This is a genomic window from Meiothermus sp. CFH 77666 (assembly GCF_017497985.1).
Lineage (GTDB): Bacteria > Deinococcota > Deinococci > Deinococcales > Thermaceae > Meiothermus.
Map to the genome: position 1 here is coordinate 1 of NZ_JAGDFV010000019.1, position 26,082 is coordinate 26,082.

Sequence of the window (26,082 nt, forward strand, 5' to 3'; positions counted from 1 at the left end):
TGGGGATGCGGCTCAAGGAGGAGTGGCTGATTCTAGCCACCAACGCCGACCCTTCCCAGGCTCTGGCGGCCTACAAACAGCGCTGGGGTATCGAATGCCTTTTTGCGGCCATGAAGAGCCGGGGCTTAAACCTTGAGGATACCCACCTGACCCACCCTGAGCGTATCGAGAAGCTGATAGCGCTGATCAGTCTGGCGCTGGTCTGATGTGTGCTGATTGGTGAATGGCTGGCCGAGCAAAAAGAACTCAAAATCAAGAAGCACGGTCGTAAGCCGATCAGCCTTTTCCGCAGGGGCCTGGACTTCTTACGCCAGATCCTGTTCTTCCTGCCAGCTAAAAGACACGACCTGGACAACTGTTTTGTCGTGTACTTAGGGCAACGCGCTTATCCTCCAAGCTCGCGGCTGATGCGTTTTGCGGTTTCGATTACCTGCTGGGCCACTTCAGGAATGCGCTCTTCGGGCAGGTAGAGCGCGGCGGTGGAGATGCTGACAGCGGCCACTGGTTCGCCGTTGCCGTTAAAGATGGGGGCGGCCACACAGCGCACCCCTACTTCGTTTTCCTCTAGGTCAAGGGCGTAGCCCCGGGTTCGCGTGTGTTCCAGTTCGGCCTCGAATAGCGGCCACGTGACTATGCTTTGCTCGGTGCGCTTCAGGCCGGGCACAAAGATCGCTTGTTGGTGCTCTTTAGGCAGCCAGGCCAGCAAGGCTTTGCCTAGGGCGGTAGACTGGGCGGGAAAGCGGGCGCCTATCTGAGAGGCAAGCTGCAACTCTCGTTTGCCTGGTATCTTTTCGATGTAGACCACCTCCCGGTTGTCCAGGATGGCCAGGTGAACGGTCTCGCGTGTTGCGTTGCGCAAGCGCTCGAGGTGGGCCCTAGCCAAGGCGGGCAGATGGAGTTGGTTGTAGGCGCGGAAGCCCAAGCGGATCAGCTTGGGGCCCAGATGATAGCCCCGGCGGGGTTCGTGGCGTAGATATCCTGCCGCTACTAAGGCGCTCAGAATACGGTGAGCGGTACTTTTGTGTAACGCTAGGGTGCGGGCAAGGCTTTCCAGGTCGTGAACGCCCTCGGCCACCTTTTCCAATAGCGAGAGTCCCCGTAACAGGGTCTGGGCACCCTCTACGCTTGTGGCCGGGCTAGACTCGAGTGGCGCTTCGCGCATCTCTACCTCCTCCGCAATCAGTCCCATTATATGGGATTAAGGAGGCCCCTTTCCGCTTCCATCCTAACGCGTGTTGACATTATTTGAAACTAGGTGTTATATGTTGGGACAAACGAAAGGAGGTTCAAAATGCTTAGGTTTTTGGTGAGTTTGGCGTTCTTATCGCTGGCTTTGGTCTGGGGTGCGCCCACCTACACGTTGCGTTACAACCACGTACTGGGGCCAGGCCATCCCTATCACGCGGCCTTACAACAATGGGCCCAGCGGGTTTCTGAACGAACCAACGGCGACTTGCAGATCCTGGTTTTCCACAGCGCTCAGCTTGGGGTAGAAGAGGACATCATTGAGCAGTTGCGCCAGGGGGTTCCAGTAGGGCAGAACACCGATGGGGCCAGGCTGGGCAACTATGTGCGAGAGTTTGGGGTTTTCAACGGGCCTTACTTTGTGGACAACTATCAGACGGTTGAACGGTTGCTGCGCCTCCCGGTTGTTCAGACCTGGGTTGACCGGTTGGCCAATCAGTATGGTATCCGGGTGCTTTGCTTCAACTGGGTGCAAGGCTATCGCCATTTTATGACCAACCGCCCTGTTCGCTCTCCTCAAGACCTACAAGGACTGCGCATCCGCACGCCACCAGCACCGGTTTGGCAGGAGTCGGTGCGAGCCTTAGGTGCTACGCCCGTAGCCCTGCCCTTTGGTGAGATCTACAGCGCCTTGCAGCAGCGAGCCATTGACGGAGCGGAGCTGGTTTACGCCAACATCCCCGACATGAGCCTGTGGGAAGTGGTTCGTTATGTGAACGAGACTAAGCACTTCCTGCTTATCAACTTCCAAGTGGTGGGTGAAGCTTGGTTCCGTCGTTTGCCGTTGGGCTACCGTAACATCCTCACCGAAGAGTGTCGCCGCGCCGGTCAGGCTGTTTCTCGGCAGATCGAAGAAAATGAGGCCCGCATCAAACAGGAAATCCAGCGCCGCGGTATGATTATCGTAAGCGATATCAACCTGGCGCCTTTCCAGCAGGCTGGGCTTTCGGCCTACCAGAGACTGGGCATCTTTGAAGTGCGCAGGCTCATTTACAGCCAGCTTGGTCTGGCGCGTTAGCAAGCGGGTGAGTCTGTAGGGGCCCTCGCTCCTCGAGGGCCCCGTTTGCGGAGGAACTCATGGAAAAGAGCTCCAGAACGCTAGGCGAGAGCTGGGTGAGGCTCGAGGAAGGCCTAGCCCAGACCTTCCTAGCCCTTACGGTGGCAGTGGTCTTCCTGGGTGGGGTAGCCCGTTTTCTAGGAAGGCCGTTGGACTGGGCCATGGATTTGGCCACCTTTGCTTTTGCTTGGTGCGTGTTTCTCAGTGCGGATATGGCTTTACGAAAAGACCGTCATCTGGCGGTTGAACTCTTAGTTCGTCGCCTCTCTCCCCAAAAGCAGCAGGTTCTGCTGATGCTTAACCTTGTCCTCATAGCCTTCTTTTTGGTTCTTCTCTTCTATTTCAGCTTGCAGATGGCTTACCTGACCCGTTTTCGCAGCTTCCAGGGCATTCCCGGTTTCAGCTACACCTGGGTGACTCTTAGTGTAAGCGCCGGCAGTTTGCTTCTGCTTGCCACCACTTTAGGGCGTCTAAAGCGGGCTTATCGCGCCTGGCGGGGGTTCGGATGCTCCTAAGCCTGGGGGTTTTTCTGCTCCTTCTAGTGCTCGGTATGCCGGTGGTCTTTGCCATTGCCGTAGGCGGGCTTGTTTTTTTTCTCCAGCAGCCCAGCCTGCCCTTGACCATGCCGGTACAGCTCCTGCTTTCGGAGACACAGAACTTTTCGCTGCTGGCCATACCTACCTTTATCCTGGCGGGCAACTTAATGAATGAGCTGGGGGTGACCCGTCGCCTGCTCCAGGTGGCCCGCGTGCTGACCGGTCATATGCGCGGTGGCCTAGCCCAGGTTAGTGTGGTCTTGAGCCTACTGATGGGTGGGGTCTCCGGTTCGGCCATCGCCGATGCCACCATGCAGGCCCGCATTTTAGGGCCAGAGATGGTACGCCGGGGTTACAGCGCCGCCTTTGTGGCGGCCCTTCAGGGTTTTAGCGGGCTTATCGTGGTGGCCATACCGCCTAGCATTGGCCTTATCCTTTATGGAAGCATCGGGCAGGTGTCTATCGGCCAGCTTTTTGCCGGAGGAATCGGGGTTGGCGCGCTATTAGCCCTGACCTACATGGTAGTGGTGGCGGTGCTGGCTCGAGCGCGAGGCTATCAGCCCGAACTACCCCAGCGTCCCTCAGCACGAGAGACCTTGGAGGCCCTTTGGGGCGGCCTTTGGGCGGTACTCTTTCCAATCCTACTCCTCCTGTCCTTGCGCACGGGAGTTTTCGTACCGTCCGAGGTGGGGGCGGCGGCAGTGGTTTACGCCCTGCTGGTAGGAGCCATCTACCGGGAGCTGCGCTGGGAGCGGGTGGCGAGGGCTTTCCGGAACTCGGTGGTCGACATCGGCATGGTGGCCTTCCTAATCTCGGCTTCGGCCTTGATCGGCTACGGCATGAAGTGGGAGATGGTTCCACAAGCGCTGTCGCAGTTCTTAGTTGGCCTGGCTGAAGATCCCCGGGTGGCCTTGGCGGTGATTTTGCTGGGACTTTTGTTGCTCGGCACCATTTTGGACTCCACGGTGATGATCATCTTGCTTACCCCCATTCTGGTGCCTACGGCCAAGGCTTTGGGTTTGGATCTAGTCCACTTCGGCGTTCTGATGGTGATGACCAGCGCCTTAGGTTTGCTCACCCCGCCGGTTGGGCTTTCGATGTACTCGGTCTGCTCAGTAATGCGCTGTTCCATAGAGTCGTATGTACGTGAAGGCTGGCCGCTGTTCTTGGCCGTCTGCTTGGTTTTGCTGTTGGTTTATCTGTTTCCAGGGATTGTGACCTTCTTGCCGCGCTTGCTCTTTTAGCGCCTTGACGTTTTGCTTCTAGAGGCTGGTTGTGGTTTGCGGTTTTGGAGGTGCTTATGGGGAAGCTTTCGGGGAAGAGAGCCCTGGTGATTGCGGCAGGGCAAGGTATAGGCCGGGCCATCGTCAAGGCTTTTGTGGATGAGGGGGCCGAGGTTACAGCCGCTACCTTGCATCCTGAGAAGCTCGAGGGAGTTTGCCGGGCTGTGCAGCTAGACGCCCGGGATCGAGAAGCACTCTTCGATCTGGTCAGGGGCTTGCAGGAACTGGACTGTTTGGTGAACGCCCAGGGCATGGTGCCCACAGGGGGGCTTTTGGAAGCTACTGATCAAGACTGGGAAGAAGCTTTTCTGCTCAACGCCAAGAGCGTTTTTTGGGCTATGCAGGCGGCGGCACCTGGGATGAAGGTGCGTCGAAGCGGTTGCATTCTGAACGTGGCCTCGGTAGCTGCCTTCAAGGCGGTTCCGGGACGTTTGGTGTACGCCTCCACTAAAGCCGCGCTGGTGGCTTTAAGTCGAGCGGCGGCTCTCGAGCTAGCCCCCTATGGGATTCGGGTCAACGCTCTTTGTCCGGGCACAGTGGATACGCCTTCCTTGCGCGAGCGGGCAGGGGGAGAGGAGGGTTTGCGGGTTTTCGCCAGCCGCCAACCTCTGGGCCGCCTGGGTCGGCCAGAGGAGATAGCCGCCCTGGCGGTATACCTGGCTTCGGACGAGGGAGCGTTCGCTACCGGTGGGGCTTTTGTTGTTGATGGAGGAATGAGCCTATGAGGTTTTCTGCTGACGCTTTGAGGCTTTGGGCGGAAGGGCTTTTGCAGGCGGCTGGAGCCGACCTACCTTCGGCGCAGGCCACTGCTCAAGTCTTGCTGGAGGCCGATCTCAAAGGTATCGCCAGCCATGGGTTGGTGCGGTTGCCGATTTACGTTCGCCGGCTCGAGGCTGGTTTGGTCAACCCTCGTCCTGCGCCCCGCTGGCTTCGTGATGAAGGACCTTTGGGGTTGCTCGATGGCGACTTGGGACTGGGTCCTCGGGTTGCTCTTTTCTCCACAGGGGAGGTTGTGCGCCGGGTCCAAGCCTATGGGATAGGGGCGGTGGGGGTGCAGCGCAGCACCCATTTTGGCATGGCCGGTTTTTACGCAGAGCGGTTGGCTGAAGCGGGATACGTGGGCCTGGTTTTTAGCAACGTTGAGCCTGATGTGGTGCCTTATGGAGGGCGCCGGGCTGCTTTGGGTACCAATCCGCTAGCCTTTGCCGCTCCCACTCCTCAAGGGCCGCTGGTGGTTGATTTGGCCACCTCCCAGACCGCTATGGGTAAGGTCTTTCTGGCTCGAGCTCGAGGCGAGACCGTTCCGCCCGAGTGGGGCGTGGACGAGGAGGGTCGCCCCACTCAGGATCCCCACCAAGTGCAGGCCCTTCTGCCTCTAGGGGGGGCTAAGGGCTACGCTTTGGCCTTGATGGTAGAGATTTTAGCCGGTGTGCTCACCGGGGCGGGGGTCACCCATGAGGTGGGCCGGATGTATGACGAGTGGTCGCGTCCCCAGAACGTGGGCCATCTCTTTTTGGCGCTGGATCCGAACCGTTTCCTATCAAGTGAAGCTTTTGTAGAGAGGATGCGTCGGCTCTGGTTTGAGCTGAAGGCTGTTCCCCCGGCTCCAGGTTTTCAGCAGGTGTTTTTGCCTGGGGAGCGGGAGGCGGTTCTGAAGGCCGAACGTCTGCGGGATGGAATACCTTTGGAAGCCGCTACCCTTGAGGCGCTGAACGAGCTGGGCCGGCGCTACGGCCAGCCGTTGGAGGTCGGGCATGCCTGAGGTGGTGACTGCAGGCGAGGCCATGGCGCTCCTTCTGGCTCCTCAGCCGGGGTACTTGCGCCACCAGACCTGCTTAGAACTGCGCGTTGGTGGGGCAGAGGCCAACCTGGCCGTGGCCTTGGCCCGCTTGGGCTTTAGGGTGGGGTTTGTAGGTTGGTTGGGTCAGGACGAGCTGGGGGAGTTGGTACTCCAGCGCTTGCGAGCTGAAGGGGTGGATGTGGGTCAGGTGCGGCGGATTGAGGCGCCCACAGGCCTGTACCTGCGCGAGCGCTTGCCCGGCGGGCGGGGACGGGTGCATTACCATCGTCAGGGCTCAGCGGCTTCTCGGATGGGCCCCGGAGCTTTCAATTCAGCTTACCTAGAGGGTTGCCGAATTTTTCATCTGAGCGGTGTTACGCCAGCCCTCTCACCCAGCGCGGCGGATTTTGCCCGCTGGGCGATAGAGGAGGCACGCGCCCAAGGTGCCTTAGTCAGCCTAGACGTCAATTACAGGGCCAAGCTTTGGGAAGAGGCGGCGGCAAGAGCCTGGCTGGAAGAGGCTCTGCCTTTAGTGGATTGTCTTTTCCTAAGCGAGGAAGACGCCCGGCTTTGGGGTTTAGAAGGGGAGGGTCTTCTCTCGAAGCTTCAGGCTCTGGGCCCTAGGCAGGTGGTGCTCAAGCGGGGGCGTTCTGGAGCGGTGGCCTTGGTGGAGGATTGTTGGGTGGAGGCGGAGGCCTTTTTGGTCGAGGAGGTCGATCCGGTAGGGGCTGGCGATGCTTTTTCCGCGGGCTATCTGGCCGGGCTCTTGTGGGGTAGGCCGCCTGCAGAGCGGCTCGAGCTGGGCAACGCCCTGGGTGCTTTGGTGGTATCGGTGCCGGGGGATTATGAGGGGGCTCCCTCCTATTCTGAACTGGCGGACTTCTTGAAGCGTAGGTTTGTTGTGGAGCGCTGAGCTGGCTTTTGGGGGTAAGGCTTATGCAGCGGGTAGCTTTGATTACCGGAGGGAGCCGGGGCATCGGATGGGCCTTGGCCGAGGAACTTTTGCTCAGAGGTTTCAGGGTGGGGATCGTAAGCCGCAATCCTAGCGAAGCGGTGGAAGCTTTCCAAGCCCGCGATCTACCGGCTTTTGCCGTCCCGCTTGACCTAACCGAGCGGCCGCCTCAGGAGGCGGTGCGTCAGGTTCTGGCCCAAGCTGGAGCCTTACATGTGTTGGTGCACGCGGCAGGCCTCAACATACGCAAGCCAGCTCTGGAGCTTTCTTATGAAGATTGGCGACGGGTCATGTACCTTCACTTGGATGTGGCCTTTCTTCTAGCGCAGGCTGCAGCACCCTATATGGCCCAAACGGGTTGGGGGCGCGTCCTCTTCATCGGTTCGGTGACCACCTTTAGCGGGGGAGGGCCGGTTCACATACCGGCTTACGCCACGGCCAAAACCGGTCTTTTGGGGCTGACCCGGGCCTTGGCTAAGGAATGGGCTGCTTTGGGGATTCGGGTCAATCTTCTCTGTCCGGGCTACGTCAAAACCGAGTTTACCGCTGCGGTCTGGCAGAATCCTGCTTTTTATGAGCCCATTACCAACCGCATACCCCTAGGTCGCTGGGCGGAGCCTCGGGATATTGCCCGAGTGGGCGCTTTTCTATGCGGGGAGGAGGCCGATTACCTCACAGGTCAGGCGGTGGTAGTGGACGGAGGCTTTCTGGCTTACTGAGGTTGGTCTAATATCAAATTCTCACCCATCCTGGTGGTGGACGGGGGCTAGATGGCCCGCTAGGAGGGAGATGAGCGTTCAGGACTTCAGTCGCGTGCTGGCCCAGGTTCGGGTGGTGGGGGTGCTGCGGGCCCCATCAGTCCCCGGTGCGGTGGAGGCCGCGCTGGCGGCGGCTCGAGGCGGCCTGCGGGCCATCGAACTCACCTTCACTACCCCAGGGGTGCTCGAGGCCATGCGCGAGTTGCGCGAGCAACTGCCCGAGGGCGTGCTGCTGGGTGCGGGCACGGTGATGAACGCGCAGCAGGGGCGCTCAGCGCTCGAGGCGGGCGCGGGGTTCCTGGTCAGCCCCCACCTGGGCGAGGATTTGCTGGAACTCGCGCGCGAAGTGGGCGTGCCCTACGTACCGGGCGTGCTCACCCCCAGCGAGGTCGCGCGGGCGAAGGGCCTGGGGGCCGACGTGATCAAACTCTTCCCCGTCGGCTCGTGCGGGGGCGTGGGCTACCTCAAGGATCTGCTGGGGCCTTTCCCCAACCTCCAGATCCTGGCCACGGGCGGCATCAGGCCCGCCGAGGTTCCGGCCTACCTGCAGGCCGGGGCCCTGGCGGTAGGACTGGGTTCCAACCTCTTCCCCAGGGGCGCGCTCGAGGGCGGCGACTGGGCTGCCATCGAAGTCGCTACCCGCCGGGCGCTGGAGGAAGCGGGGGTGGTATGAAGGCGCTGGACCTGATCGGCGTGGGCGAGTGCATGGTGGAGTTCTTCGCCAACGAGCCCTTAGCTCAGACTCGCACCTTCACCCGCGCCTTCCGGCGGGTACGTGGTGATGAACGAGCGGGGTCTCTTCTTCCGCTATGCCCTCCTTCCCGGGAACGCCCGGGAGACCTGGGGGAGGGAGCTGGTAGCCGACCTGCCCGCGGTCTTGGGGGATCGGGGCTTCCGGTGGGTTCAGGGGGTTCAGACGCCTCCCTTCCGGCTTAGGGGAGGGAAGGTGGTGGAGACGGGGTGGAAGGATTGGATGGGGGGGCTGCGCAACTGGATCGAGACCCGGTTCAGTGTAATGGTGCGGTCATTGGGGTTGCACAGGGTAGAAGCCCGCTCCTACTGGGGGCTGGTGGCTCGGGTCAACCTCATCCTTCTGGTGCACAACCTCATTCGCAGCCGCATCCTCTTGAAGATGGCCGGGGTGGAGTTATGAGGTAGCACACGAAGGAAGTTTTGTCGTGTACTAAGAGCCTATCCGAAAAGCCCTGTTGCCCTGAGGCAGATAAGCGCACAAGCCAGATGGAGGAAGCCCATTCCGCAGAGGCCTGGACTTCTTACGCCAGATCCTGTTCTTCCTGCCAGCTAAAAGACGCGACCTGGACAACTGTTTCAGGCTTTTGTCGTGTACTTAGCATTCAGCCTATAACCTCAGGCTTCAACCCTTCTCAATCTTCTTCGGGGGGCTGCCAGGGCATACCGCCGAAGAACTCCCGCACCAGCCGCCCCACCAGCCCCCCCAGGGCCAGGAGGGCAATCAGGTTGGGGATGGCCATCAGGCCGTTCAGGGTATCGGCCACACTGGTCAGGGCCGCCAGACCCCCCAGCGGCCCCACAAAAGCAAAGGCCACAAAGGTCAGGCGGTAGGGCCAGCGGATGCCCTCGCCAAACAGATAGGCCGCCCCTTCCTCGCCATAAAAGCCCCAGGAAACCATGGTTCCCAGGGCGAAAATAGCCAGCATCAGCCCAAGTACGGCCACCCCCAGCGGATGTTCGGCAAACAAGAAGCGGGCGGCCTCTACCCGGTCGCCCCCCAAAAAGCGCTGCCAGAGGCCACTGGCAATAAAGGTCAGGGCCATCAGGGTGGTTACGCCCAGGCTCACGAGCATCTCGGTCAGGCCCCAGAAGCCCTGCCGCACCGGGTGGTCTACCTGGGCCTGGGCGTGGGCTATGGCTGCCGAGCCCAGCCCTGCTTCGTTGGCAAAAATGCCCCGTCCAACGCCCGCTTTGAGGATTTCGGCCAGGCCAAGCGACACAGCAGCCCCAGCAGCCCCCCCCGCCGCAGCCTGAAAGCTCAATGCTGAGGAGACAATCAGGGCCAGCGCACCGGGAATATCCCCCAGGTGAAGCAAGAGCAGGGGCAGCATCCCCACCAGAAACAGGAGTAGCTTGAGCGGTACCACTACCTGGGCAAAGCGGGCAACTCGGCGAATGCCGCCAGCCAGCAGCACCCCCACCAGCAGGGCTACCAGCAAGCCGGTGATGGCCGGAGGCACGTTGAATTCCTGTGCGAAGGCAGCACCCACCGCACCCGCCTGCGAAAGGTTACCAATACCAAAAGCGGCAATGGCTGTAAATAGCGCAAATAGCCCGGCCAACCAGGCCAACCGCCTGCCCAGGCCATAGCGAATATAGACCATGGGCCCGCCCATAACCGAACCATCGGTGTACTGACGGCGGAAATGAACCGCCAGGACAGCCTCGGCAAACTTGGTGGCCATGCCCACCAGATAGGCAACCCACATCCACAGCACTGCCCCAGGCCCACCGATTAGCACGGCGCCCACCATCCCGATGATGTGGCCGGTTCCGATGGTGGCCGACATGGCCACCATGGCAGCCTGAAAGGGCGTGATCTGACCTCCGAAGCTCTGGAAGCGCTCCCGGATGGCCCCGAACGTCTCGCGCAGGGCAATGCCCAGCCGACTGAACTGGGGAAAGCCAGCGCGAAACGACAGATACAGACCCACCAGGATGAAGACCAGCATCATCCATTCGCCGTAGACTGCTCGGTTGACAAAATCGTTTAGCGCAAGAATATCCATAGCTTGCCCTTGTTTACCCGGCTTCAGGCCAGGCTTCTACCGGCATCCCCCGGCTGAGGCGCAGTTGGCGCAAATCGTGCTCGAAGAGCCCCAGGCGGCCTTGCATGTTAATGCGAGGCTCGGGGCGCAGGGTGGTCTCCTGGTGCTTGGTACGCAGCCGCACCCGAAACGGGCCGCCTAGCAAACCCTGCCACTGGGCATATAAATCTTCGTCTATCACAGCCACCCCCTGCCCTCCGCCGTATAAAGAGAGTACCACCAGGGGTTCGGGTCTGATTTCCAGATACAGCCGGGCCTCGAGCAGACCCAGCCGCAACAGCTTGCTGAGTACCTGGGCAGTCTCGAGGGGGGAAAGACGCGGGTTCATAAGGGTTTTTGCAATGCTCTGCCCCTGTGCGTAGGTTAGCACTGCCAGCTCCAATGGGCTTAGCCTGGTCTTCTCCGGAGCCCCCTTTCCCCTGAGGTTCAGGCCCCAGTTATCGGGTAGGCTGATCTCCTCCCAGGCTTCAAACTGGTGCAGAATGAGCTGGTGGGTCTCGAGGCTGGGCTCAATACTCTGTTCCTGGGCTTGGGTTTCGGACTCGTAACGAAACGGCGCGGAGCGAACGCCCGCCAGGAGCTCGAGGGCCTCCAAACCCCGCAGCGAACCCGCTTCCGCATGAACCGGATGCCCCCCAGACAGATAGATACGACCCAAGAAGTTGGGGTGCTCAATGAACAAAGCCCCGCCCCTGGCCGTGCCCATCAGGGTCTCCAGGAGCCGCAAAAGGGGAAACTCCGCCAGGTTGCCGCTGAGCACAATACCCCTCCGTGGGTGTTACTGTCCGTTTTGACCGACGCTATTTCGCATCGCAAACCCATTCTAACCACACCCCAGCGGTTTGTAAGGTTCACCGACAGTTCTATACAGGCTTTTATCGTTTTCCCCTTTCCCTCTCCCCTTGCGGGAGAGGGTGGCGACAGCGCTGGCTAGTTTGGCGCCCCTTCTGCCAAATAAAACAATTCTGGCGGTAACCGCTGTCGCCGGGTGAGGGGTTGAAACGACGATGCTCAGGCAAATGATAAGAGCCTGAGTTCTATACTTCTGGCCTGCCTGCCAACCTTTCTTTGCGATAAGCTGGAGTAGATGTCAAACGTACTGGTGCTGCACGGCTTTACCTCCCATCCCATCCTGACCATGGGGCCGCTATCCGAGACGCTACGAAAGGCCGGTTTCAACGTAGCCCAGCCCACCCTCCCCGGCCACGGAACCCGACCCGAAGACCTGCGGGGCGTGCGCTGGCAGGACTGGCTGCAAACAGCCCGTGAAGCCTACCTGGCGCTACCCGAACCCAGGGCGGTGGTGGGGCTTTCCATGGGAGGGCTGCTGGCGGGTTGGCTGGCCGCCGAGCACAAAACCGCCGCGCTGGTAGCCCTGGCCCCTGCCCTGGGGCTGAAGAACCGCACAGCCTACCTGGCCCCCTGGCTCCACTTCATCAAACCCTGGGCCTTCAGCACCGACCCTGCCGAAGAGGCCAAAAGACGCGCCCAAAGCCCCAACTACCCCAACTTTCCCACCAGGGCGCTGGCCCAGTTGATTGCCCTCCAGCAGCGCGTGCCGGAACTGCTGCCGCGGGTCTGGGCGCCTGCTTTGGTGCTCGAGGCCACCCAGGACGACACCGTGCCCCAAGAGGCAGTGCGTCGCTATTTTGACCTTATCGGCGGCCCCCACAAGGAGTATCGCTCCTACAACAGCCAGCACGATATGCTTCTGGATCCGCTGGCCCAGCAAATCTCCAACGACATTGCGGCCTGGCTACGGGAAAAACTCCCAGTGCAAAAATAGTGCACCATTGCAAAAACATACAGGCATCACAGGGCATGGGTAAAAACCCGCTCGAGCCCATTTGTTGATAGGTTCTCTATCTGGATTGCTTTATCGGCCTGCAGCCTCCTCGCTCGGACGCTGGGATTTTTTTCGTTGTTGCAGCACTGGCTAGCAACGAAGCCATCTCGACGCTTCATCAAACCAGAGACTTGGTAAATCCCCATAGACTATGCCCCTGGCTTGGCTATCGGCTATTGACCATCGGCTATCAGCTACTCGCCGCTATCGGCGAACCTCGAGCTCCAGTTTCACGTTCCCCCGCTTGGTCTGGCCCAACACCCTCTTGACCACCAGGCTGCCCAGCCCTTCGGCCAGCAGGGCATCGCCTTCGGCCAGCTCGTCCTTGGCCGAGGCCGTTTTGCCCCGCAGCTTGACCTTACCCGCCTTGACCCCCTGGGCAAAGTAGGTGCGCGAGACCCCAAAGCCTTTGGCCCCCACCACGTCCACCCGCAGGCTGGGCACCACCACGCTGCGGGTGCGCTCGCGGGTTTTGGGCAACTGTTCGGGGGAGGCGGGCTGGGCCTCCACGCCAGCCGCCTCCAGGGTTTTGAGTCCTCTGGGCAGCGTCGCCAGCAAAAAGCCCTCTGCGGTTTCTTCCAGATCGCCCAGGAGGCCCGGCTCCAACAGCCCGCGTAGCCTGTCCTCGAGGGCCTCGAGGTCGCCCTCAAAGCGCAAAAACACCACCAGGGTAGGGTCGGCCACCGCCGGGATGTGCTCGGGGAACAGCACCGCCACCTGACGGGAGGCCAGTGGGAGGCCCCCAAAGCTCTCGAGGCAAATCCCCTCCTGCTTTGCCAGTCGGCGTAGCTCGTCCAGCGCATCGGCCTCCAGGAACGGGGTCTGTACCACCCGGCCCCCTCGGGCTTTTTTCAGGTATTCCTGCATGGTCTCCTCCATAGCTCGTCGCAGGTCACAGGTCTCAAGTCGCAGGTCGCGCTCGAAAGTAGATCAACGGCTGGGGTTCAACTCGAGTGGTAGCGGTTTATGGTAGTTTCGACCCACCCTCCATGGGGGTGAGTGCCCTGCTGCTGGACTTTTACCCCTGGCTATAGACTATAGACCATCAACCATAAACATCTTTTATTTCAACCCCTCCACAGCCCCGCGTACACCCCTCCAAGGGCCATCAGCTCCGCATGGGTACCCAGTTCCGCAATGCAGCCATTCTCCATTACCACAATCTGGTCGGCGTGCTGGACGGTAGAAAGGCGGTGGGCCACGACAATCACGGTACGGCCCGGACGAACGGCTTCCAGGGCTGCCACCACCTGTCCCTCGCTCTGTTTGTCCAGGGCGCTGGTAATTTCGTCCAGCAAAAGAATTTTGGCCTCGCGCAGGAGCGCCGCCGCAATCGCCAGGCGCTGCCGTTGCCCCACCGAAAGCCCGCCCCCTTCATCATCCAGCAGAGTGGGCAGATCCACCTCGGGGTAGAGGCCCACGGTTTGCAGGGCTTTTTGCATGGTCTCCGGGCTTGCGCCTGGGGCCAGCACTGCCAGGTTTTCCTGTACGGTTCCGGCAAAGAGCAGAGGTTCCTGGGGCACCCAGGCCATGCGGGATCGCAGCCAGGCCGAATCGTAGCTTTGCAGCTCGCGTCCGTCCAGCAAAACCTGCCCTTCACTCGGGGGGTAAAGGCCCAGCAACACCCGCAAAAGGGTGCTTTTGCCCGCCCCCGAGGGGCCCACTATAGCGGTGAAAGAGCCGGGCTCCAGGCGCAGGTTCAGGTTTTGCAGGGTGGCCGTACTGCCAGGGTAGCTAAAGCTCAGATGGCGAAGCTCGAGCCTCCCCTCCAGGGTTTCGGGGCGCAGCTTACCCATAGGGGGTGCCTGGGGTAGGTTCAGCAGCTCCACCACGCGGGCCGCCGCCCCTTCAGCCTGGGCGAACCCGGTGCCCACCCGGCTCAAAATTTGTAAGGGGGCAATGGCCAGGGCCAGCAAGGTCAGGAAGGCGGTCAGGTCGCCAGGGGTCATCTCGCCCCTTTGCACAGCCCCCACCCCCAGAAAAAGCAGCAGGCCCAGCAGCAAGGTGGTGGCAAGCTGCCCCAGGGGCAGGTTCAAGGCCCCAATCAGGCTGCGGGTGCGCCCCAGGCGGTATTGCTGCCGGTTGCTCTGGCGAAACCGGGCCAGGGCAAAGTCCTCCAGGTGCAAGGCCCGAATCAGTTCCAGGCGGCCAAAGCCCTCGGCCATGCGCCCTGCGAGGCGCTCCAGTGCCGCCTGGGTACGGCGGCTGTAATGGGTCACCCAGGCCCCCAGCCAGCCCAGCAGCAGGGCCATGAGGGGCAGCACCAGCAGTAAATACAGGGTGAGCTGGGCATAGTGCAGCAGGAGCTGGGTCAGCAGAGCCAGCAGCAAAATCCCCTGTACCAGCAGCCCCCCCAGGCTATAGAACAGAAAACCTTCCAGCTCCTTCAGGTCGGCAATGAGCCGCCCGGTCAGCCCACCGGACGAGGTCGGCAGGGCCATCAGGTGGGTCTTGAGCAGGTGCTCGAAGACCCGCTCCCGCCAGACCGCCGGCATTTTGACCGAAAGGTAGCCCAAAAAGGCTTCCAGCACATACCCGCTCACCACCAGCCACAAGAGCAGGGCCGCCCCCGCCCCAAGTACCTCGCCCAAACGGTCAAACTGCCCTGCGAGTATCTGGTCAAAAAGCGGCTTGACCACCCGGCCCGGCAGCCAGGCCTGGGCCACAGCGGGCAAGACCGCCAGCCCTGCCGCCAGCAGGATGTGGGGCAGAAAGGGGCGCAATAGGCGGAGGAGGTTCATGTAGAGGGGACAGGAAACAGGGAACAGGGCGATGGGGGGTTCACAGCTTGGCGCTCTGGAGACTTTATTTCCCGTTTATTCCGAACATAGCGAGGCGAAGTGAGAAAACTGCTGCGGTACAGTCCACTGTATTCACTGTACCCCTGCCGCAACAGATTCCCCGTTCCACTGCGCACGTCTCGGAATGACCGTAGGAAGTCAAGGGCAGAAGTCAGGTTCATTGGAGGCATCCCGGTTAGTTTGTTACCAGACCACTTATGGCAGGAAAATCACCCATGCAAAAAATCCACATCAGCAGTTAGCCAGTACATACGCCACCAGCTTATCGGCTCCGGGCCGTGCCTCGAGGCGCTCGAGTTTGGCCCGGACTTCCTGGGCCCGCTGGGGGGCCAGCAGTTCCAACCCGGCCACCGCGACCTCGGTAGGTCTAAAAACTCCGCGTAGCTCCGGGAAAACCCGCTCGCCCAGCCACTGGTTGGGCAGGGCCAGGTGGGGAATGCGCGAGACCAGGCCCCGCACAAACTGTTGCTTGAAGGGCCGGGCCCCCGGCAGGCTCAGGAGCCAGTGCCAGATGCCCTCCAGCGGCAGCATCTCCGGCTTGTGCAGGGGCAACAGCACCAGCGAGGGCAGACCGGCCAGGGCCAGCTCGAGGGTGTTGGTGCCCGGAATGGTAATCGCCAGTGAAGCCAGGCGCATGGCTGCATAGCGCTCAGGCTCATCCAGCACGGCCACCTCGAGGCCATGCTGGGTACGCAAGCCCCGCCCTGCCCAACTAGCCCCCACCCCCCCGATGTCTTGCACCAGATGCGCTTGCAGCGCCTCCGCCACCACAGCTTCTGGCAAAAGGCGACTCCTGACCCAGGCAAAGCGAAGCCCCGGCCTCTGGGCCGCCATCTGCTCGGCTGCCGCCAGCAAAAACCCCAGCAGGTAGCGGGCCGCAAAAGGGCGGCTGCCCGCAAACAGCAGCACATCGGCGGGCTGGGTGGGTTGCGGGGGGGCTTCGTTCAGGGCATCCACCACCAGGTTACCCACCACTACCACGCGGCTGGGGTCGGCGCCTCTAGCCTGCATGGCGCTTTTGGTGCGCTCGGAGTCCACCAGCACTGCCCGCAGACCGGGGTGATGGGCCTTGGCATCGAAGGTGTAGGAAAAAGCCGGATACCCCGTGGCCCGGCCCAGCAAAACTGCATCGCGCGGCGCACCCCCCAGCATCAACACCAGCCCCCGGCCTCTGGCTTTGCCCCGCAGAAGCCGCCGAACCAGCGCCGATCGGCCCGAGATGGCCTCCAGTGCCAGCTCCCTGGCCTTGGCCTGCTCGGTTCCGGCGGCAAACTGATCTCGGATCAGAAAGAGCTCAATCCGAGCCCTGGGGGCTTCCCGTCGCAAGCGCGAAAGCACCGGCGGAACCCAGGTCGAAAGCTCGCCAGGGCCGTTGGTCAGGAGCAGGATTTCATCCAGCATGTTGAGCTCGGTTCGGCGTCATTCCTTTGAACTTCCAGTACCATCTTTACTGGAACAACTTACAAGGAGGTAGGAGGTAGGGTTTAGACATTCCATACGCACCGCCTGCCTCCCATCACCCACCCCCATCTTGTGTATCGCTGAACGGGGCCAGACGCCTGAAGTTTGGCACAAGCATGGCACGCACCCCACTGCATTACCCCTCAAAACTCGGCTCCCCTCGCACAAAACCCGAAAGGTTGCGTTTGGAGGGGGCTGCCAAAAAGGCCTTGAGGGTCTCTACTTCTTCGGTGTCGGGCAGGTTGTCGAGGGGTCTGCCTTCGCGTACCGCCCGGAAGGCTTGCTCGAGGGCCCGGTAGCGCTCGCCGCTCACCCCGGCCCGGCGCAGCCCCACCGTATTCAGGCGGTAATGCAGGGCCGGGCTGCCCTCCGCCAGCGAGAACGGCAGGACGTCCCGGGTGGGTTTGGAAAGGGCCCCCACCATGGCCCGGGTTCCAATGCGTACAAACTGGTGGATGCCGGCCAGCCCTCCCACCACGGCATAATCGCCAATCTCCACATGCCCGGCCACGGCCACGCTCTGGGTCAGGATCACCCCATCCCCTATTTGGGCATCGTGGCCCACATGCACATGGCCCATCAGATAACAGGCGGCCCCGATGCGGGTGGGCCTCTCCTCTTTGGTGGAGCGGTGCAGGATGACCCCTTCGCGCAAGACCGTACCGGCCCCGACCTCGAGCCAGGTTTCCTGGCCCCGAAAGCTCAGATCCTGGGGCTCTCCCCCCAGCACCGAGTGCGGCCCCACCCTGACACCCGCCGCCAGCCGCACAAAAGGGTGGATTACTGCGTGAGCTCCAATCTCTACCCCAGGGCCAATCTCACAGGGGCCCTCGATCACGGCATACGGCCCAATCTTCACGTCGGAGGCCAGGTGCGCCCTGGACGAGACCACGGCGGTGGGATGAATAGCCACCCGGCTCACAAGACCGCGCCTCCTGTGTCGGAGCGCAACACAAAGGTCAGGGTGGCCTCGGCCCGCAGTTCACCCTCGACCCTGGCCTCGACCTTGACCTTGCCCAGCCCCCGGCGGTAGGCCAGTAGCTCCCCTTCCAGAATGAGGGTATCGCCCGGCACCACCGGCTTCTTGAACCGGGCCTCCTCCACGCCTACCAAAAAAACCAGCCCCCCCGGCTTGAACTCGGGCTGCTGGGTGACCACCGCCACCGAGCCCTGGGCCATGGCCTCGATCAGCAACACCCCCGGCATGATGGGGTAGCCGGGGAAGTGCCCCTGAAAATGGGGCTCGTTGAAGGTGACGTTTTTGAGCGCCCGAAAGCGCTTTTGGTCGGCCTCCAGAACCCGGTCGATCAGCAAAAAGGGATAGCGATGGGGCAGAAACTTGAGGATTTCGTAAATGTCCACGGCTTAATACTAAGGGTTGGGGGCTGGGGGTGAGGGGGAAAAACCAGCCCACCCACGCAGATGACGTTTTCAGGCTTTTGGTCTTCTGCGCTGTGTTTCACCGAACCATTACCGGCTGCAAGGCGTTGGAGAGCTCGAGGGCTAGCTCGAGGGCTTGAAGGTCGTCCTCGAGGGTCACGGGTGAGGGCTCCCCTTTCAGAATCCGATCCACAAAATGCTTGAGCTGGCGGCGTAGGGGATTATCGTTGTGGATAGCGATTCGCTCCGTTTGCACCTGGGTACGCCCGTTGGGCTCCACCCGGTCGGGGTCGGGTTGTACGGGCGGTGAGCGGTGTAGCGAAAGCTCGGTGTACTCGCTGTTGAAGTCCAGTCGCAGCACCTCGCCGGGCTGGGTAATGGTCAGCGAGCGTTCGGCCTGCGGTGAGATTCGGCTGGCGGTAAAAAGCGCCCTGGCCCCCGAGGGAAAATCCACCACCGCCTGGGCATACTCGTCTAACCCCTCCACCTGCCGGCCCACCACGCTGTAGCGCAACGGCTTTTCCCGTAATAGCAGCAAGACCAGATCCAGGTCGTGGATCATCAGGTCAAGCACCACCCCGATATCCCGTATCCGGCGGTTGTTGCCCATCCGACGGGCTTCCAACACCCAGGGGGTATTGACCATGTTCATGAGGTCGCTCACGGCACGATAAAAACGCACGATATGACCCACCTGCAAAACGACCCCACGTTTTTCGGCCAGCCGCACCAGCTCGCGCGCCTCCTGCATGGTGCGGGTCATGGGCTTTTCCAGGAGCACATGAACCCCTGCCTCTAAAAACATACGGGCCTGTTCGTAGTGGAAGGAGGTAGGGGAGGCAATCGAAACGGCCTGCACCTTGCCCAGTAGCTCTTCCGGACTGGCAAAAGCAGGAACCTCCAAGTCCTGCTCGATGGCGGCCTGGCGAAAAGGATCGGGGTCGGCCACCCCTACCAGCCGAACCCCCGGCAACCCTGCGTAAACCTGAGCGTGGTACGTTCCCATCACCCCCACGCCCACAACGCCCACATTTAGCTCCATAGAATCCTCGTAACGTGATGCACAAACCCTGCGTCCCAAGCAGGATGATACACTTAATACCCAATTACAACCACTTTTTCGCCAGCGCAACCTTTAGGAATAACTCAGGAAAGCCACAAAGCGGTATGTAGATCTGTCGCGCTTTCGCTATACCTGCCCCTACTTGCCGTGCTCGTTTCAATTAGAACGCATGTTCTATGCGTGTTATCGCAGCAACAGTTCGCCTTTAGCCAAAGGCTTTGTGTTGGACAGCAAACATCGCCGAAGACCGCTCCATTTCAGTTTTGCAACAGCTTTGCCAGCTCCACATGCAGTCGGTGGGAACTGCGGTGGGCTATAAAACGGCCCAGGTAAGGCCGACCTGCCAGATACAAATCGCCCAGAAAATCCAGGGCCTTATGCCACACAGGCTCATGCAGCATTCGAGGGGTATTGACGAAGCTGTGATCGCTGAACACCAGCGCATTCTCCAGCGAGGCTCCCTTGATGAGTCCCTTAGCTCGCATGGCCTCCGCTTCGTGCAAAAAACCAAAGGTTCGTGCTGGGGCCAGCTCCTCTAACTGCGTTGGAGGGCACTGCACTTGCTGGTAGCCGATCTTGGGATGTGGGAACAGAATGGTGGTGGTGAGGGAAAATTCCTCGGCTGGCTGGGCCAGTACGCTACTGCGCCCCCCCTCCACCCGGATGGTGCCGCTTACCGGCTGGGGTTGGGGGCCGCGGGGGGGGAAACCCTGCAAAACTGCTAGCCATTCCTGGGCGCTACCATCCAGGATGGGAATTTCCGGGCCACTCACCTCTATGACCAAACCTTCCCAGGTGCCCCGAATGTATAGGGCTGCCAGCAGATGTTCCACCGTCATCAGACGGAGGTGCTGATGACCCAGCACCGTGCAGCGCGTGGTATCTACCACCGATGATGCCAGGGGGCGAAACTCGAGCCCCCCCATCCGAAAACGCACAGGCCCTTCGGCGGGGTGAAACCGCACCGTGCTGGGTTCACCGCTGTGGAGGCCTATTCCCCGAATCGTCATGGGTTTCCAATCAAAAGCCCTCCGAAACTTTTGCTACTCTGGCCGTTTCAGGAGCTGCCGCAGGGTGCGCTCCACCGTTACCAGCCAGTCCAGCACTGCCAGGCGCCGCCAGTGCTTCCGGAGGGGCTGGGCGGGAATGCCACCGGCCCAGGTTTGGCCCGGAGGCACGTCCTTTGAAATTCCACTGCCGCCGGTGATGCGGGCTCCCTTGCCGATGCGCACATGGTCGGAGAGCACCACCCACCCGCCCATCAACACATTGTCTTCCACCACCGAGCTTCCGCCAATCGCGCTACTGCCCACCATCACCACCCCTTTCCCAATCTGGACGTTGTGGCCGATATCGGTCAGATCGCCAATTTTACTGTGGGCCCCGATGCGGGTCTCCCCCACCACACTGCGCTGCACCACGCAATTGGCCCCCAGTTCAACCCCATCCTCCAACACCACCCTGCCGGTGTGGGGCAGGCGCTGGTGATCCTGAAAGCCAAACCCCACCACCCCCAGTACGCTTCCGGCCCCAATCTGGCACTCCGCACCCAGACGGGTACGGGGGTAGAGTGTTACTCGAGGTTCCAGCACCGTTCGGGGCCCGATTTCTACCCCCTCCCCCACGTAACAATAGGGTGCAATCACCACCCCCGGCGCAATCCGGGCATCCCGGCAGACCATCGCATAGGCTCCCACCGAAGCAGAGGGGTCTACCAGGGCCCCGGCTTCGATGGTAGCGGTGGGGTGAATGCCAACGCTGGCCCAGGTTTCGCGCCTGTCAAAGAGGGCCAGCACCTCAGGCCAGGCTTTCTGTACATCGGGAACACGAACTCGACTGATGGCATCCGGGCAAAAGGTGGCTTCGTCCAGAATCAGAGCCGCACCGCTGGCCAGAGCTACCTCGAGGTACCTCGCCTCGCGCACCACCACCAGCTCGCCCGGCCCGGCCTGATCCGGCGCGGCCAGACGGGCGATTTCCAGGTCGGGGCCCTCGAGGCGGCCTCCAAGATGCCGGGCAATTTCAGAAAGCAACATAGACTATAAGCCGATAGCCCTGGAGAACATCAATGGCCGATGGTCGGTAGCCCATAGCAGGTGATGAAAAGCCCCTAACCTTTTTGACTTTCAACGCCAGGCGCTAAACCCTCTGGCTTTCGACCCATCATTATCGCTTCAACACGTTGTCGGAGGTAACCAGGGCATCTCGCAGCACATGCAACATGTCCAGTGCCCTGCCCGTGCCCAGCGCAACCGCCTCCACCGCATTTTCGGCCACCACCACCGGTACGCCGGTGGCTTCCTGTAGCAGCAGATCCAGGTTTCGCAGCAAGGCCCCCCCGCCGGTGAGCAAAATGCCCCGGTCTATGATGTCGGCCACCAGTTCGGGGGGGGTGGTCTCGAGCACGCTCTTCACGCCCTGAACGATTTTCTCCAGGGGTTCCTTCAGGGCTTCCACCACATCATCGGTGGTTACTTCAATGCTCTTGGGCAGGCCCGAAATCAGGTCGCGGCCCCGCACCTCGGCCACTGCGTCCTGCTCGCCCGGCGTGCGCTTGGCGGCGCCGATTTTGATCTTGAGCTCTTCCGCGGTACGCTCCCCGATCAGGAGATTGTACTTGTTGCGGATGTAGCGAATGATGGATTCGTCGAACTCGTTTCCGGCAATCCGCAGGCTGGTTGAACGCACAATACCGCCCAGCGAAATCACCGCAATATCGCTGGAACCTCCTCCAATATCCACCACCATGCTGCCTGTGGGTTCGGCAATCTTGATGCCGGCTCCGATGGCCGCCGCCAGGGGTTCGTCAATCAGGTAGGCCCGCTTGGCGCCCGCTTCCACAATAGCCTGCACCACCGCTCGGCGCTCCACCTCGGTTACGCCGGAGGGCACCCCCACCATCACCTGCGGCCTGAAAAAGCGCAAGGGGGGCAAGACTTTCTTGATAAAAAGGGTGAGCATCCGCTCGGTCAGGGTATAGTCGGCAATTACACCATCCTTGAGCGGGCGGGCGGCCACGATGTTGCCCGGCGTGCGCCCCAGCATCCGGTAGGCTTCAGCCCCGACTGCCTTGACTTCTTTGGTATCGCTGACCATTGCAATAACCGAAGGCTCGCGCAGCACAATACCTTTACCGCGCACATAAATCAGCACCGAGGCGGTGCCCAGGTCAATACCCACATCTTCGCCACGAAACGAGAACATGCCAGCCATAGCGCTTTATTGTACAGGTTTGCATGAGAAGCACAAAGCACGGGGTTGGCTCCCAGCAAAGACCGATCGGCCACCCGGAGGGTTTACCTACACCGCCTCGAGCCCATCAAGGCAGGTCTTCTGGATGGTTGGCATTGATAAACAGATAGGGCCCAAAGCGATCTTCAAGTTCGGTCTTGTCCAGCGCTACATGGGGAATGCTATGTAAAAGCGCCTGCATCTTGAGCTCCCCGGCCTCGAGCCTGTGCAAGACCTTGGGCTCGAGGGATCTGTGGTAAAGCCCCCCCAGGGGTTCAAAAAAACCCTCCGAGGCAGCCACCACAGCCAGGGTACCGGGGCGAATGCAGCCCAGCATAAACCGCCAGAAGTCCCGGCTCAGAAAAGGTTGGTCACAGGCGGCCACGGCCACCCAGTCCTGTTGGGCATGCGCCAGGGCAGAGTGCAACCCCGACAGGGTATCCCCACCCCGCCTCAGGTCGGGATAGACCCTTCCCAGCCCAGGGTAGGCGCGGTTGGAAACCACAAAGCACTCCGAAGCCTCGGCCAGTGAGTCCATAACCCAGGCTATCAGGGGCTTCCCTCTGTATACATACAAGGCTTTGTCTTGCCCAAACCGACGGGACAGTCCCCCGGCTAAAATGGCCCCACTCCACCGCATCGTTAGTAGCATACCAGCGGGTTGAGCACGTCCAAATAAGGGGTTTACCAATCAAACTCGATGGATGGTTGGACACTTCGCTCAGCACTGTAAAGGTTGGGAGAGGGCCTTGCTGGCTAAACTTTAGAAGGACGTAGTGCGGATAGTCCACGAGCCAAATCTTTCGTTCATCATGAGTTTTTTACCGTCTTCCTGACAATCTTCTGACATGAGGCTGACAAGCTATGAGCCGTAGGTGGTGCAGGTGCGTACCACTAATCGCTACAGGAGGCTTTTGATGAAAAAACTACTCATCGCAACTACGGCCCTGCTGGGCCTTGCCAGCGCTGGTCTGGCGCAGGTGAACCTGACCGGGGCTGGGGCAACCTTCCCTTTTCCGGTACTGTCCAAGTATTTCGATGAGTACCTGAAGGTGACCAACAACCAGGTACGTGTCAACTACCAGTCCATCGGGTCGGGTGGGGGACAGCGTCAGTTCATCGAGCAAACCGTGCACTTTGGCGTGTCCGATAACCCCTTCAACGATCAACAGATGGCGGACATCCGTAAGAATACCGGTTCTCCCGCGCTCAACATTCCGTTCGTGCTGGGGGCGGTGGTGCCAACTTACAACCTGCCCGGCGTAACCCAGCGCCTCAACTTCACCGGCGAGGTGCTGGCCGATATTTTCCTGGGGAACATCAAAACCTGGAACGACCCGGCCATTGCCAAGCTAAACGAGGGCGTGCGCCTTCCTGCCCTGCCCATCACCGTAGTGCATCGCTCCGACGGTTCGGGTACCACCTTCGTATGGACCGACTACCTTACCAAGGTATCGCCTGAGTGGGCGCAGAAAGTGGGGCGGGGTAATAGTGTAAACTGGCTCGCCCCCAACAAGGTCGGGGGGCGTGGTAACGAGGGTGTCGCTGGCGTGGTGCGCAATACCCCAGGCGCTATCGGTTACAACGAAGTTACTTACGCGATACAGAACCGCATTCAGTTTGGTGCAGTTCAAAACCGCGCAGGCAAGTTCATGGTAGCCGAGCTGCCCGCCATCACCGCCGCCGCCAATGTGGTGCTGCCAGGCGATGCCCGCATCTCGCTGACCAACACCCAGGCACCCGACGGATACCCGGTATCCAGCTTTGCCTACTTGCTGGTATACGAACAGCTCGACAAGAACAAAGCCTTCAAGAGCGAGGCCGAGGCCCGTGCCTTTGTGCAACTGCTGAAGTGGATTGTCACAGACGCGCAAAAGTTCAACGAGCCACTTACCTATGCCCGCATCACCGATGCTGCCCAGGCCCGTGCGCTGGCCATGATCTCACGCATCACCTACCAGGGCAAGCCCATCGGCAAGGAGATTGTAGGCCAATAAGCATGATCGGGAGGTGGGAGTCTGGTGGGCTCCCACCTCTTTTGTAAACTAAAGGCGTGCGCATGCAACAGGCCCCGGTACAATCTTCTGTTATCAAACGCCAGCCCTCGGCAATCTACCGAGTGCTGGGTGACCGCATTTTTCTGGCTGTCGTTTTGGCTTTGGCCTTGAGCATCGTGGCCCTGACCCTGGGGCTGGGCTATTACCTCTATCTGGGCGGGTCGCAGACCATCAACAAAGAAGGTTTTTTTGGCTTCCTGACCGGAACCACCTGGGATCCGGCGCTGAAGCTCGAGTTTGGCATCTGGCCTTACGTGGTAGGAACCCTGATTACCAGTATCTCTGCGCTGGTTCTTTCGGTTCCTGTGGCCCTGGCCGCGGCGATTTTTACCGCAGAGTACGCACCGCGCTGGCTGGCCGGTTTCATCAACTATCTAGTAGACCTGATGGCGGCAGTACCCAGCGTGGTATATGGCATCTGGGGAATTTTTGTACTGGCGCCATTTTTGCGGGAAGTCTTTTATCTGCCGGTTTTTATGTGGGCTGCCGAAAATGCTCCCTGGTTGTCTCGCTATCTGGGCAACCCGGCGGGTTATGGAATGTTTACCGGCATAGTGATTCTGTCCAGCATGGTAATCCCCTTTACCGCGGCACTTTCCCGTGATGCCATCAACCTTGTACCCGCGGCCCAGCGGGAAGGGGCGTATGCCCTCGGGGCTACCCGCTGGGAAGTGATGCAAATGGTAATTCTGCCCTACGCTCGAGGTGGCATATTCGCTGGAGCTATGCTGGCCCTGGGCCGCGCCTTGGGTGAAACGATGGCGGTAGCCATGGTAATCGGCAACGGTAACATCCTGCCCTATACCCTCTTCGGCCCCGCCTCCACCATGCCCGCCGTGATTGCCCTCGAGCTCAAAGAAGCTGTGGAAGATTTGCATTACTCAGCCATTATTGGAGTTGGTTTTTACCTGTTCCTGATTGCGTTTATCGTCAATGCCGCAGCCAGCTACCTGCTCAACAAGCTAAAAGTGGGGGGCCAACGGGCTTAGAGGAGATACCATGCGCAATCTTCAAGCACGCTACACCCGCGACCGCCTGATTCTCATCGTGGTCATCGCTGGAACCATCCTGGCCGCCTTGCCGCTTACCCTGGTGCTGGGCTATGCGCTGGTGAATGGCTTTTCCTCGCTCAACTGGGACTTTTTTACCAAAGGCCCCAAGCCTCCGGGTGAGCTGGGTGGGGGTATGGCCCCGGCCATTGTTGGCACACTCGTGATCACCGGGGTGGGTTTGCTGATGGCGACCCCCTTCGGAATCGGAGCAGGCATTTTGTTAGCCGAGTACCCTGATAACAAACTCAATCCGACCCTGCGCCTCCTGTCCGACACACTTAACGGAATGCCAGCCATTCTCAAAGGGCTGCTGGCTTATGTGCTGGTGGTCAAGGCCCAGGGCTCTTTCTCGGGTTTCTCCGGGTCGCTGGCCATGGCCTTCATCATGATTCCTATCATTGCCAAGACCACCGAGAGCGTTCTCAAGCTGGTGCCTTGGAACATCCGCGAGGCAGGACTGGCCCTGGGTTTACCCCGTTGGCGGGTCATCCTTTCGCTGGTGTTGCCTGCCGCGAGGGGCGGCGTGGTGACAGGATTGTTGCTGGCAACGGCCAGAGCGGCTGGGGAAGCAGCCCCCCTCATCTTCACCGCTTTCGGAAACAGCTTGCTAACCTTCGACCTCTCACAGCCCATGGACGCCCTGCCGCTGCGTTTGTATGCCTATGCCATCAGCCCCTACGAGGACTGGCACCGTCAGGCCTGGGCGGCAGCAGTAGTGTTGTTGGGCCTAATTGTCCTGACCAGTTTGCTGGCCCGCTGGGTGACCCGTGGGCGCTAAG

General features: G+C 60.7%; 25 protein-coding genes and 2 pseudogenes. 14 read left to right on the top strand and 13 right to left on the bottom strand.

Annotation, left to right across the window (positions count from 1 at the left end):
* Nucleotides 1-71: 71 nt before the first annotated feature.
* A pseudogene (locus J3L12_RS10580) lies at nucleotides 72-269 on the top strand (transposase); the annotation flags it as partial.
* Between the two features lie 116 nt (nucleotides 270-385).
* Here J3L12_RS10580 and J3L12_RS10585 read toward each other — a convergent pair.
* Nucleotides 386-1,162 (bottom strand): IclR family transcriptional regulator, encoded by a 777-nt coding sequence (locus tag J3L12_RS10585; RefSeq protein ID WP_208015026.1) that lies wholly within the window; start codon nucleotides 1,160-1,162, stop codon nucleotides 386-388.
* Nucleotides 1,163-1,291: 129 nt separating this feature from the next.
* Here J3L12_RS10585 and J3L12_RS10590 point away from each other — a divergent pair, with 129 nt between their 5' ends.
* From J3L12_RS10590 to J3L12_RS16750, 9 genes and pseudogenes are all read left to right on the top strand, one after another.
* Nucleotides 1,292-2,263 (top strand): C4-dicarboxylate TRAP transporter substrate-binding protein, encoded by a 972-nt coding sequence (locus J3L12_RS10590; RefSeq protein ID WP_208015027.1) that lies wholly within the window; start codon nucleotides 1,292-1,294, stop codon nucleotides 2,261-2,263.
* Nucleotides 2,264-2,322: 59 nt separating this feature from the next.
* Complete coding sequence (locus tag J3L12_RS10595) at nucleotides 2,323-2,817, top strand: TRAP transporter small permease (RefSeq protein WP_208015028.1); 495 nt, start codon at nucleotides 2,323-2,325, stop codon at nucleotides 2,815-2,817.
* The gene (locus J3L12_RS10600; RefSeq protein WP_208015029.1) at nucleotides 2,808-4,082 is read left to right on the top strand and encodes a TRAP transporter large permease; all 1,275 of its coding nucleotides are present in this window, start codon (nucleotides 2,808-2,810) and stop codon (nucleotides 4,080-4,082) included. Before J3L12_RS10595 ends, J3L12_RS10600 begins: the two co-directional genes overlap by 10 nt.
* Before the next feature lie 56 nt (nucleotides 4,083-4,138).
* A complete protein-coding gene (locus J3L12_RS10605) occupies nucleotides 4,139-4,846 on the top strand; it encodes an SDR family oxidoreductase (protein ID WP_208015030.1) in 708 nt (235 codons plus the stop codon).
* On the top strand, nucleotides 4,843-5,883 hold the full coding sequence (locus J3L12_RS10610; RefSeq protein WP_208015031.1) for an Ldh family oxidoreductase: 1,041 nt from the start codon (nucleotides 4,843-4,845) through the stop codon (nucleotides 5,881-5,883). The genes J3L12_RS10605 and J3L12_RS10610 overlap by 4 nt, the downstream gene beginning before the upstream one ends.
* A complete protein-coding gene (locus J3L12_RS10615) occupies nucleotides 5,876-6,814 on the top strand; it encodes a sugar kinase (RefSeq protein ID WP_208015032.1) in 939 nt (312 codons plus the stop codon). Before J3L12_RS10610 ends, J3L12_RS10615 begins: the two co-directional genes overlap by 8 nt.
* 23 nt (nucleotides 6,815-6,837) lie before the next feature.
* Nucleotides 6,838-7,572, top strand: a complete 735-nt coding sequence (locus tag J3L12_RS10620) for an SDR family oxidoreductase (protein WP_208015033.1) — start codon at nucleotides 6,838-6,840, stop codon at nucleotides 7,570-7,572.
* A 70-nt stretch (nucleotides 7,573-7,642) separates the two neighbouring features.
* Nucleotides 7,643-8,284: a bifunctional 4-hydroxy-2-oxoglutarate aldolase/2-dehydro-3-deoxy-phosphogluconate aldolase gene (locus J3L12_RS10625; protein WP_208015034.1), complete on the top strand. Its 642-nt coding sequence runs from the start codon at nucleotides 7,643-7,645 to the stop codon at nucleotides 8,282-8,284.
* 93 nt (nucleotides 8,285-8,377) lie between these two features.
* A pseudogene (locus tag J3L12_RS16750) lies at nucleotides 8,378-8,764 on the top strand (transposase); the annotation flags it as partial.
* A gap of 232 nt (nucleotides 8,765-8,996) precedes the next feature.
* On the opposite strand, the gene J3L12_RS10635 reads toward J3L12_RS16750, so the two are convergent.
* Together J3L12_RS10635 and J3L12_RS10640 are read right to left on the bottom strand one after the other, a co-directional pair.
* Nucleotides 8,997-10,373, bottom strand: coding sequence for an amino acid carrier protein (locus J3L12_RS10635; protein WP_208015035.1), 1,377 nt, complete (start codon nucleotides 10,371-10,373; stop codon nucleotides 8,997-8,999).
* A gap of 13 nt (nucleotides 10,374-10,386) precedes the next feature.
* Nucleotides 10,387-11,172: a DUF4388 domain-containing protein gene (locus J3L12_RS10640; protein WP_208015036.1), complete on the bottom strand. Its 786-nt coding sequence runs from the start codon at nucleotides 11,170-11,172 to the stop codon at nucleotides 10,387-10,389.
* A gap of 327 nt (nucleotides 11,173-11,499) precedes the next feature.
* On the opposite strand from J3L12_RS10640, the gene J3L12_RS10645 reads away from it, so the two are divergent.
* On the top strand, nucleotides 11,500-12,198 hold the full coding sequence (locus tag J3L12_RS10645; protein ID WP_208015037.1) for an alpha/beta fold hydrolase: 699 nt from the start codon (nucleotides 11,500-11,502) through the stop codon (nucleotides 12,196-12,198).
* A gap of 264 nt (nucleotides 12,199-12,462) precedes the next feature.
* On the opposite strand, the gene J3L12_RS10650 is transcribed toward J3L12_RS10645, so the two are convergent.
* The 10 genes from J3L12_RS10650 to J3L12_RS10695 all read right to left on the bottom strand — a co-directional run bounded on the left by J3L12_RS10650 (nucleotide 12,463) and on the right by J3L12_RS10695 (nucleotide 22,846).
* The gene (locus J3L12_RS10650; protein ID WP_208015038.1) at nucleotides 12,463-13,125 is read right to left on the bottom strand and encodes an RNA-binding protein; all 663 of its coding nucleotides are present in this window, start codon (nucleotides 13,123-13,125) and stop codon (nucleotides 12,463-12,465) included.
* A 200-nt stretch (nucleotides 13,126-13,325) separates the two neighbouring features.
* Nucleotides 13,326-14,999 (bottom strand): ABC transporter ATP-binding protein, encoded by a 1,674-nt coding sequence (locus J3L12_RS10655; protein WP_208015039.1) that lies wholly within the window; start codon nucleotides 14,997-14,999, stop codon nucleotides 13,326-13,328.
* Between the two features lie 291 nt (nucleotides 15,000-15,290).
* Entirely contained in the window at nucleotides 15,291-16,460 is a 1,170-nt protein-coding gene (locus J3L12_RS10660; protein WP_208015040.1) for a sugar synthetase, read from the bottom strand.
* Nucleotides 16,461-16,656: 196 nt separating this feature from the next.
* Nucleotides 16,657-17,442 carry an acyl-ACP--UDP-N-acetylglucosamine O-acyltransferase gene (gene lpxA, locus J3L12_RS10665; RefSeq protein WP_208015041.1) on the bottom strand — a complete coding sequence of 262 codons (786 nt, stop codon included), beginning with the start codon at nucleotides 17,440-17,442 and terminating at the stop codon, nucleotides 16,657-16,659.
* A complete protein-coding gene (fabZ, locus tag J3L12_RS10670) occupies nucleotides 17,439-17,882 on the bottom strand; it encodes a 3-hydroxyacyl-ACP dehydratase FabZ (protein ID WP_208015042.1) in 444 nt (147 codons plus the stop codon). Before fabZ ends, lpxA begins: the two co-directional genes overlap by 4 nt.
* Before the next feature lie 97 nt (nucleotides 17,883-17,979).
* Nucleotides 17,980-18,942 carry a Gfo/Idh/MocA family oxidoreductase gene (locus tag J3L12_RS10675; protein ID WP_208015043.1) on the bottom strand — a complete coding sequence of 321 codons (963 nt, stop codon included), beginning with the start codon at nucleotides 18,940-18,942 and terminating at the stop codon, nucleotides 17,980-17,982.
* A gap of 278 nt (nucleotides 18,943-19,220) precedes the next feature.
* Nucleotides 19,221-19,973, bottom strand: coding sequence for a UDP-3-O-acyl-N-acetylglucosamine deacetylase (lpxC, locus tag J3L12_RS10680; RefSeq protein WP_208015044.1), 753 nt, complete (start codon nucleotides 19,971-19,973; stop codon nucleotides 19,221-19,223).
* Nucleotides 19,974-20,006: 33 nt separating this feature from the next.
* Nucleotides 20,007-20,999 carry a UDP-3-O-(3-hydroxymyristoyl)glucosamine N-acyltransferase gene (locus J3L12_RS10685; RefSeq protein WP_208015045.1) on the bottom strand — a complete coding sequence of 331 codons (993 nt, stop codon included), beginning with the start codon at nucleotides 20,997-20,999 and terminating at the stop codon, nucleotides 20,007-20,009.
* Nucleotides 21,000-21,129: 130 nt separating this feature from the next.
* On the bottom strand, nucleotides 21,130-22,176 hold the full coding sequence (locus J3L12_RS10690; protein WP_208015046.1) for a rod shape-determining protein: 1,047 nt from the start codon (nucleotides 22,174-22,176) through the stop codon (nucleotides 21,130-21,132).
* Nucleotides 22,177-22,282: 106 nt separating this feature from the next.
* Nucleotides 22,283-22,846 (bottom strand): molybdenum cofactor guanylyltransferase, encoded by a 564-nt coding sequence (locus tag J3L12_RS10695; protein WP_208015047.1) that lies wholly within the window; start codon nucleotides 22,844-22,846, stop codon nucleotides 22,283-22,285.
* A gap of 265 nt (nucleotides 22,847-23,111) precedes the next feature.
* On the opposite strand from J3L12_RS10695, the gene pstS reads away from it, so the two are divergent.
* The 3 genes from pstS to pstA all read left to right on the top strand — a co-directional run bounded on the left by pstS (nucleotide 23,112) and on the right by pstA (nucleotide 26,081).
* Entirely contained in the window at nucleotides 23,112-24,191 is a 1,080-nt protein-coding gene (pstS, locus tag J3L12_RS10700) for a phosphate ABC transporter substrate-binding protein PstS (RefSeq protein ID WP_208015048.1), read from the top strand.
* Between the two features lie 62 nt (nucleotides 24,192-24,253).
* Entirely contained in the window at nucleotides 24,254-25,240 is a 987-nt protein-coding gene (pstC, locus tag J3L12_RS10705; RefSeq protein ID WP_208015049.1) for a phosphate ABC transporter permease subunit PstC, read from the top strand.
* Between the two features lie 10 nt (nucleotides 25,241-25,250).
* Nucleotides 25,251-26,081 carry a phosphate ABC transporter permease PstA gene (gene pstA, locus J3L12_RS10710; protein WP_208015050.1) on the top strand — a complete coding sequence of 277 codons (831 nt, stop codon included), beginning with the start codon at nucleotides 25,251-25,253 and terminating at the stop codon, nucleotides 26,079-26,081.
* Nucleotide 26,082 lies beyond the last annotated feature (1 nt).

Excerpts from the sequence above, each read along its gene's own strand:
- J3L12_RS10585 (WP_208015026.1), bottom strand. The coding sequence starts at position 1,162 with ATGCGCGAAGCGCCACTCGAGTCTAGCCCGGCCACAAGCGTAGAGGGT.
- J3L12_RS10590 (WP_208015027.1), top strand. The coding sequence starts at position 1,292 with ATGCTTAGGTTTTTGGTGAGTTTGGCGTTCTTATCGCTGGCTTTGGTC.
- J3L12_RS10595 (WP_208015028.1), top strand. The coding sequence starts at position 2,323 with ATGGAAAAGAGCTCCAGAACGCTAGGCGAGAGCTGGGTGAGGCTCGAG.
- J3L12_RS10600 (WP_208015029.1), top strand. The coding sequence starts at position 2,808 with ATGCTCCTAAGCCTGGGGGTTTTTCTGCTCCTTCTAGTGCTCGGTATG.
- J3L12_RS10605 (WP_208015030.1), top strand. The coding sequence starts at position 4,139 with ATGGGGAAGCTTTCGGGGAAGAGAGCCCTGGTGATTGCGGCAGGGCAA.
- J3L12_RS10610 (WP_208015031.1), top strand. The coding sequence starts at position 4,843 with ATGAGGTTTTCTGCTGACGCTTTGAGGCTTTGGGCGGAAGGGCTTTTG.
- J3L12_RS10615 (WP_208015032.1), top strand. The coding sequence starts at position 5,876 with ATGCCTGAGGTGGTGACTGCAGGCGAGGCCATGGCGCTCCTTCTGGCT.
- J3L12_RS10620 (WP_208015033.1), top strand. The coding sequence starts at position 6,838 with ATGCAGCGGGTAGCTTTGATTACCGGAGGGAGCCGGGGCATCGGATGG.
- J3L12_RS10625 (WP_208015034.1), top strand. The coding sequence starts at position 7,643 with ATGAGCGTTCAGGACTTCAGTCGCGTGCTGGCCCAGGTTCGGGTGGTG.
- J3L12_RS10635 (WP_208015035.1), bottom strand. The coding sequence starts at position 10,373 with ATGGATATTCTTGCGCTAAACGATTTTGTCAACCGAGCAGTCTACGGC.
- J3L12_RS10645 (WP_208015037.1), top strand. The coding sequence starts at position 11,500 with ATGTCAAACGTACTGGTGCTGCACGGCTTTACCTCCCATCCCATCCTG.
- J3L12_RS10650 (WP_208015038.1), bottom strand. The coding sequence starts at position 13,125 with ATGCAGGAATACCTGAAAAAAGCCCGAGGGGGCCGGGTGGTACAGACC.
- J3L12_RS10655 (WP_208015039.1), bottom strand. The coding sequence starts at position 14,999 with ATGAACCTCCTCCGCCTATTGCGCCCCTTTCTGCCCCACATCCTGCTG.
- J3L12_RS10660 (WP_208015040.1), bottom strand. The coding sequence starts at position 16,460 with ATGCTGGATGAAATCCTGCTCCTGACCAACGGCCCTGGCGAGCTTTCG.
- J3L12_RS10675 (WP_208015043.1), bottom strand. The coding sequence starts at position 18,942 with ATGGAGCTAAATGTGGGCGTTGTGGGCGTGGGGGTGATGGGAACGTAC.
- lpxC (WP_208015044.1), bottom strand. The coding sequence starts at position 19,973 with ATGACGATTCGGGGAATAGGCCTCCACAGCGGTGAACCCAGCACGGTG.
- J3L12_RS10685 (WP_208015045.1), bottom strand. The coding sequence starts at position 20,999 with ATGTTGCTTTCTGAAATTGCCCGGCATCTTGGAGGCCGCCTCGAGGGC.
- J3L12_RS10690 (WP_208015046.1), bottom strand. The coding sequence starts at position 22,176 with ATGGCTGGCATGTTCTCGTTTCGTGGCGAAGATGTGGGTATTGACCTG.
- J3L12_RS10695 (WP_208015047.1), bottom strand. The coding sequence starts at position 22,846 with ATGCTACTAACGATGCGGTGGAGTGGGGCCATTTTAGCCGGGGGACTG.
- pstS (WP_208015048.1), top strand. The coding sequence starts at position 23,112 with ATGAAAAAACTACTCATCGCAACTACGGCCCTGCTGGGCCTTGCCAGC.
- pstC (WP_208015049.1), top strand. The coding sequence starts at position 24,254 with ATGCAACAGGCCCCGGTACAATCTTCTGTTATCAAACGCCAGCCCTCG.
- pstA (WP_208015050.1), top strand. The coding sequence starts at position 25,251 with ATGCGCAATCTTCAAGCACGCTACACCCGCGACCGCCTGATTCTCATC.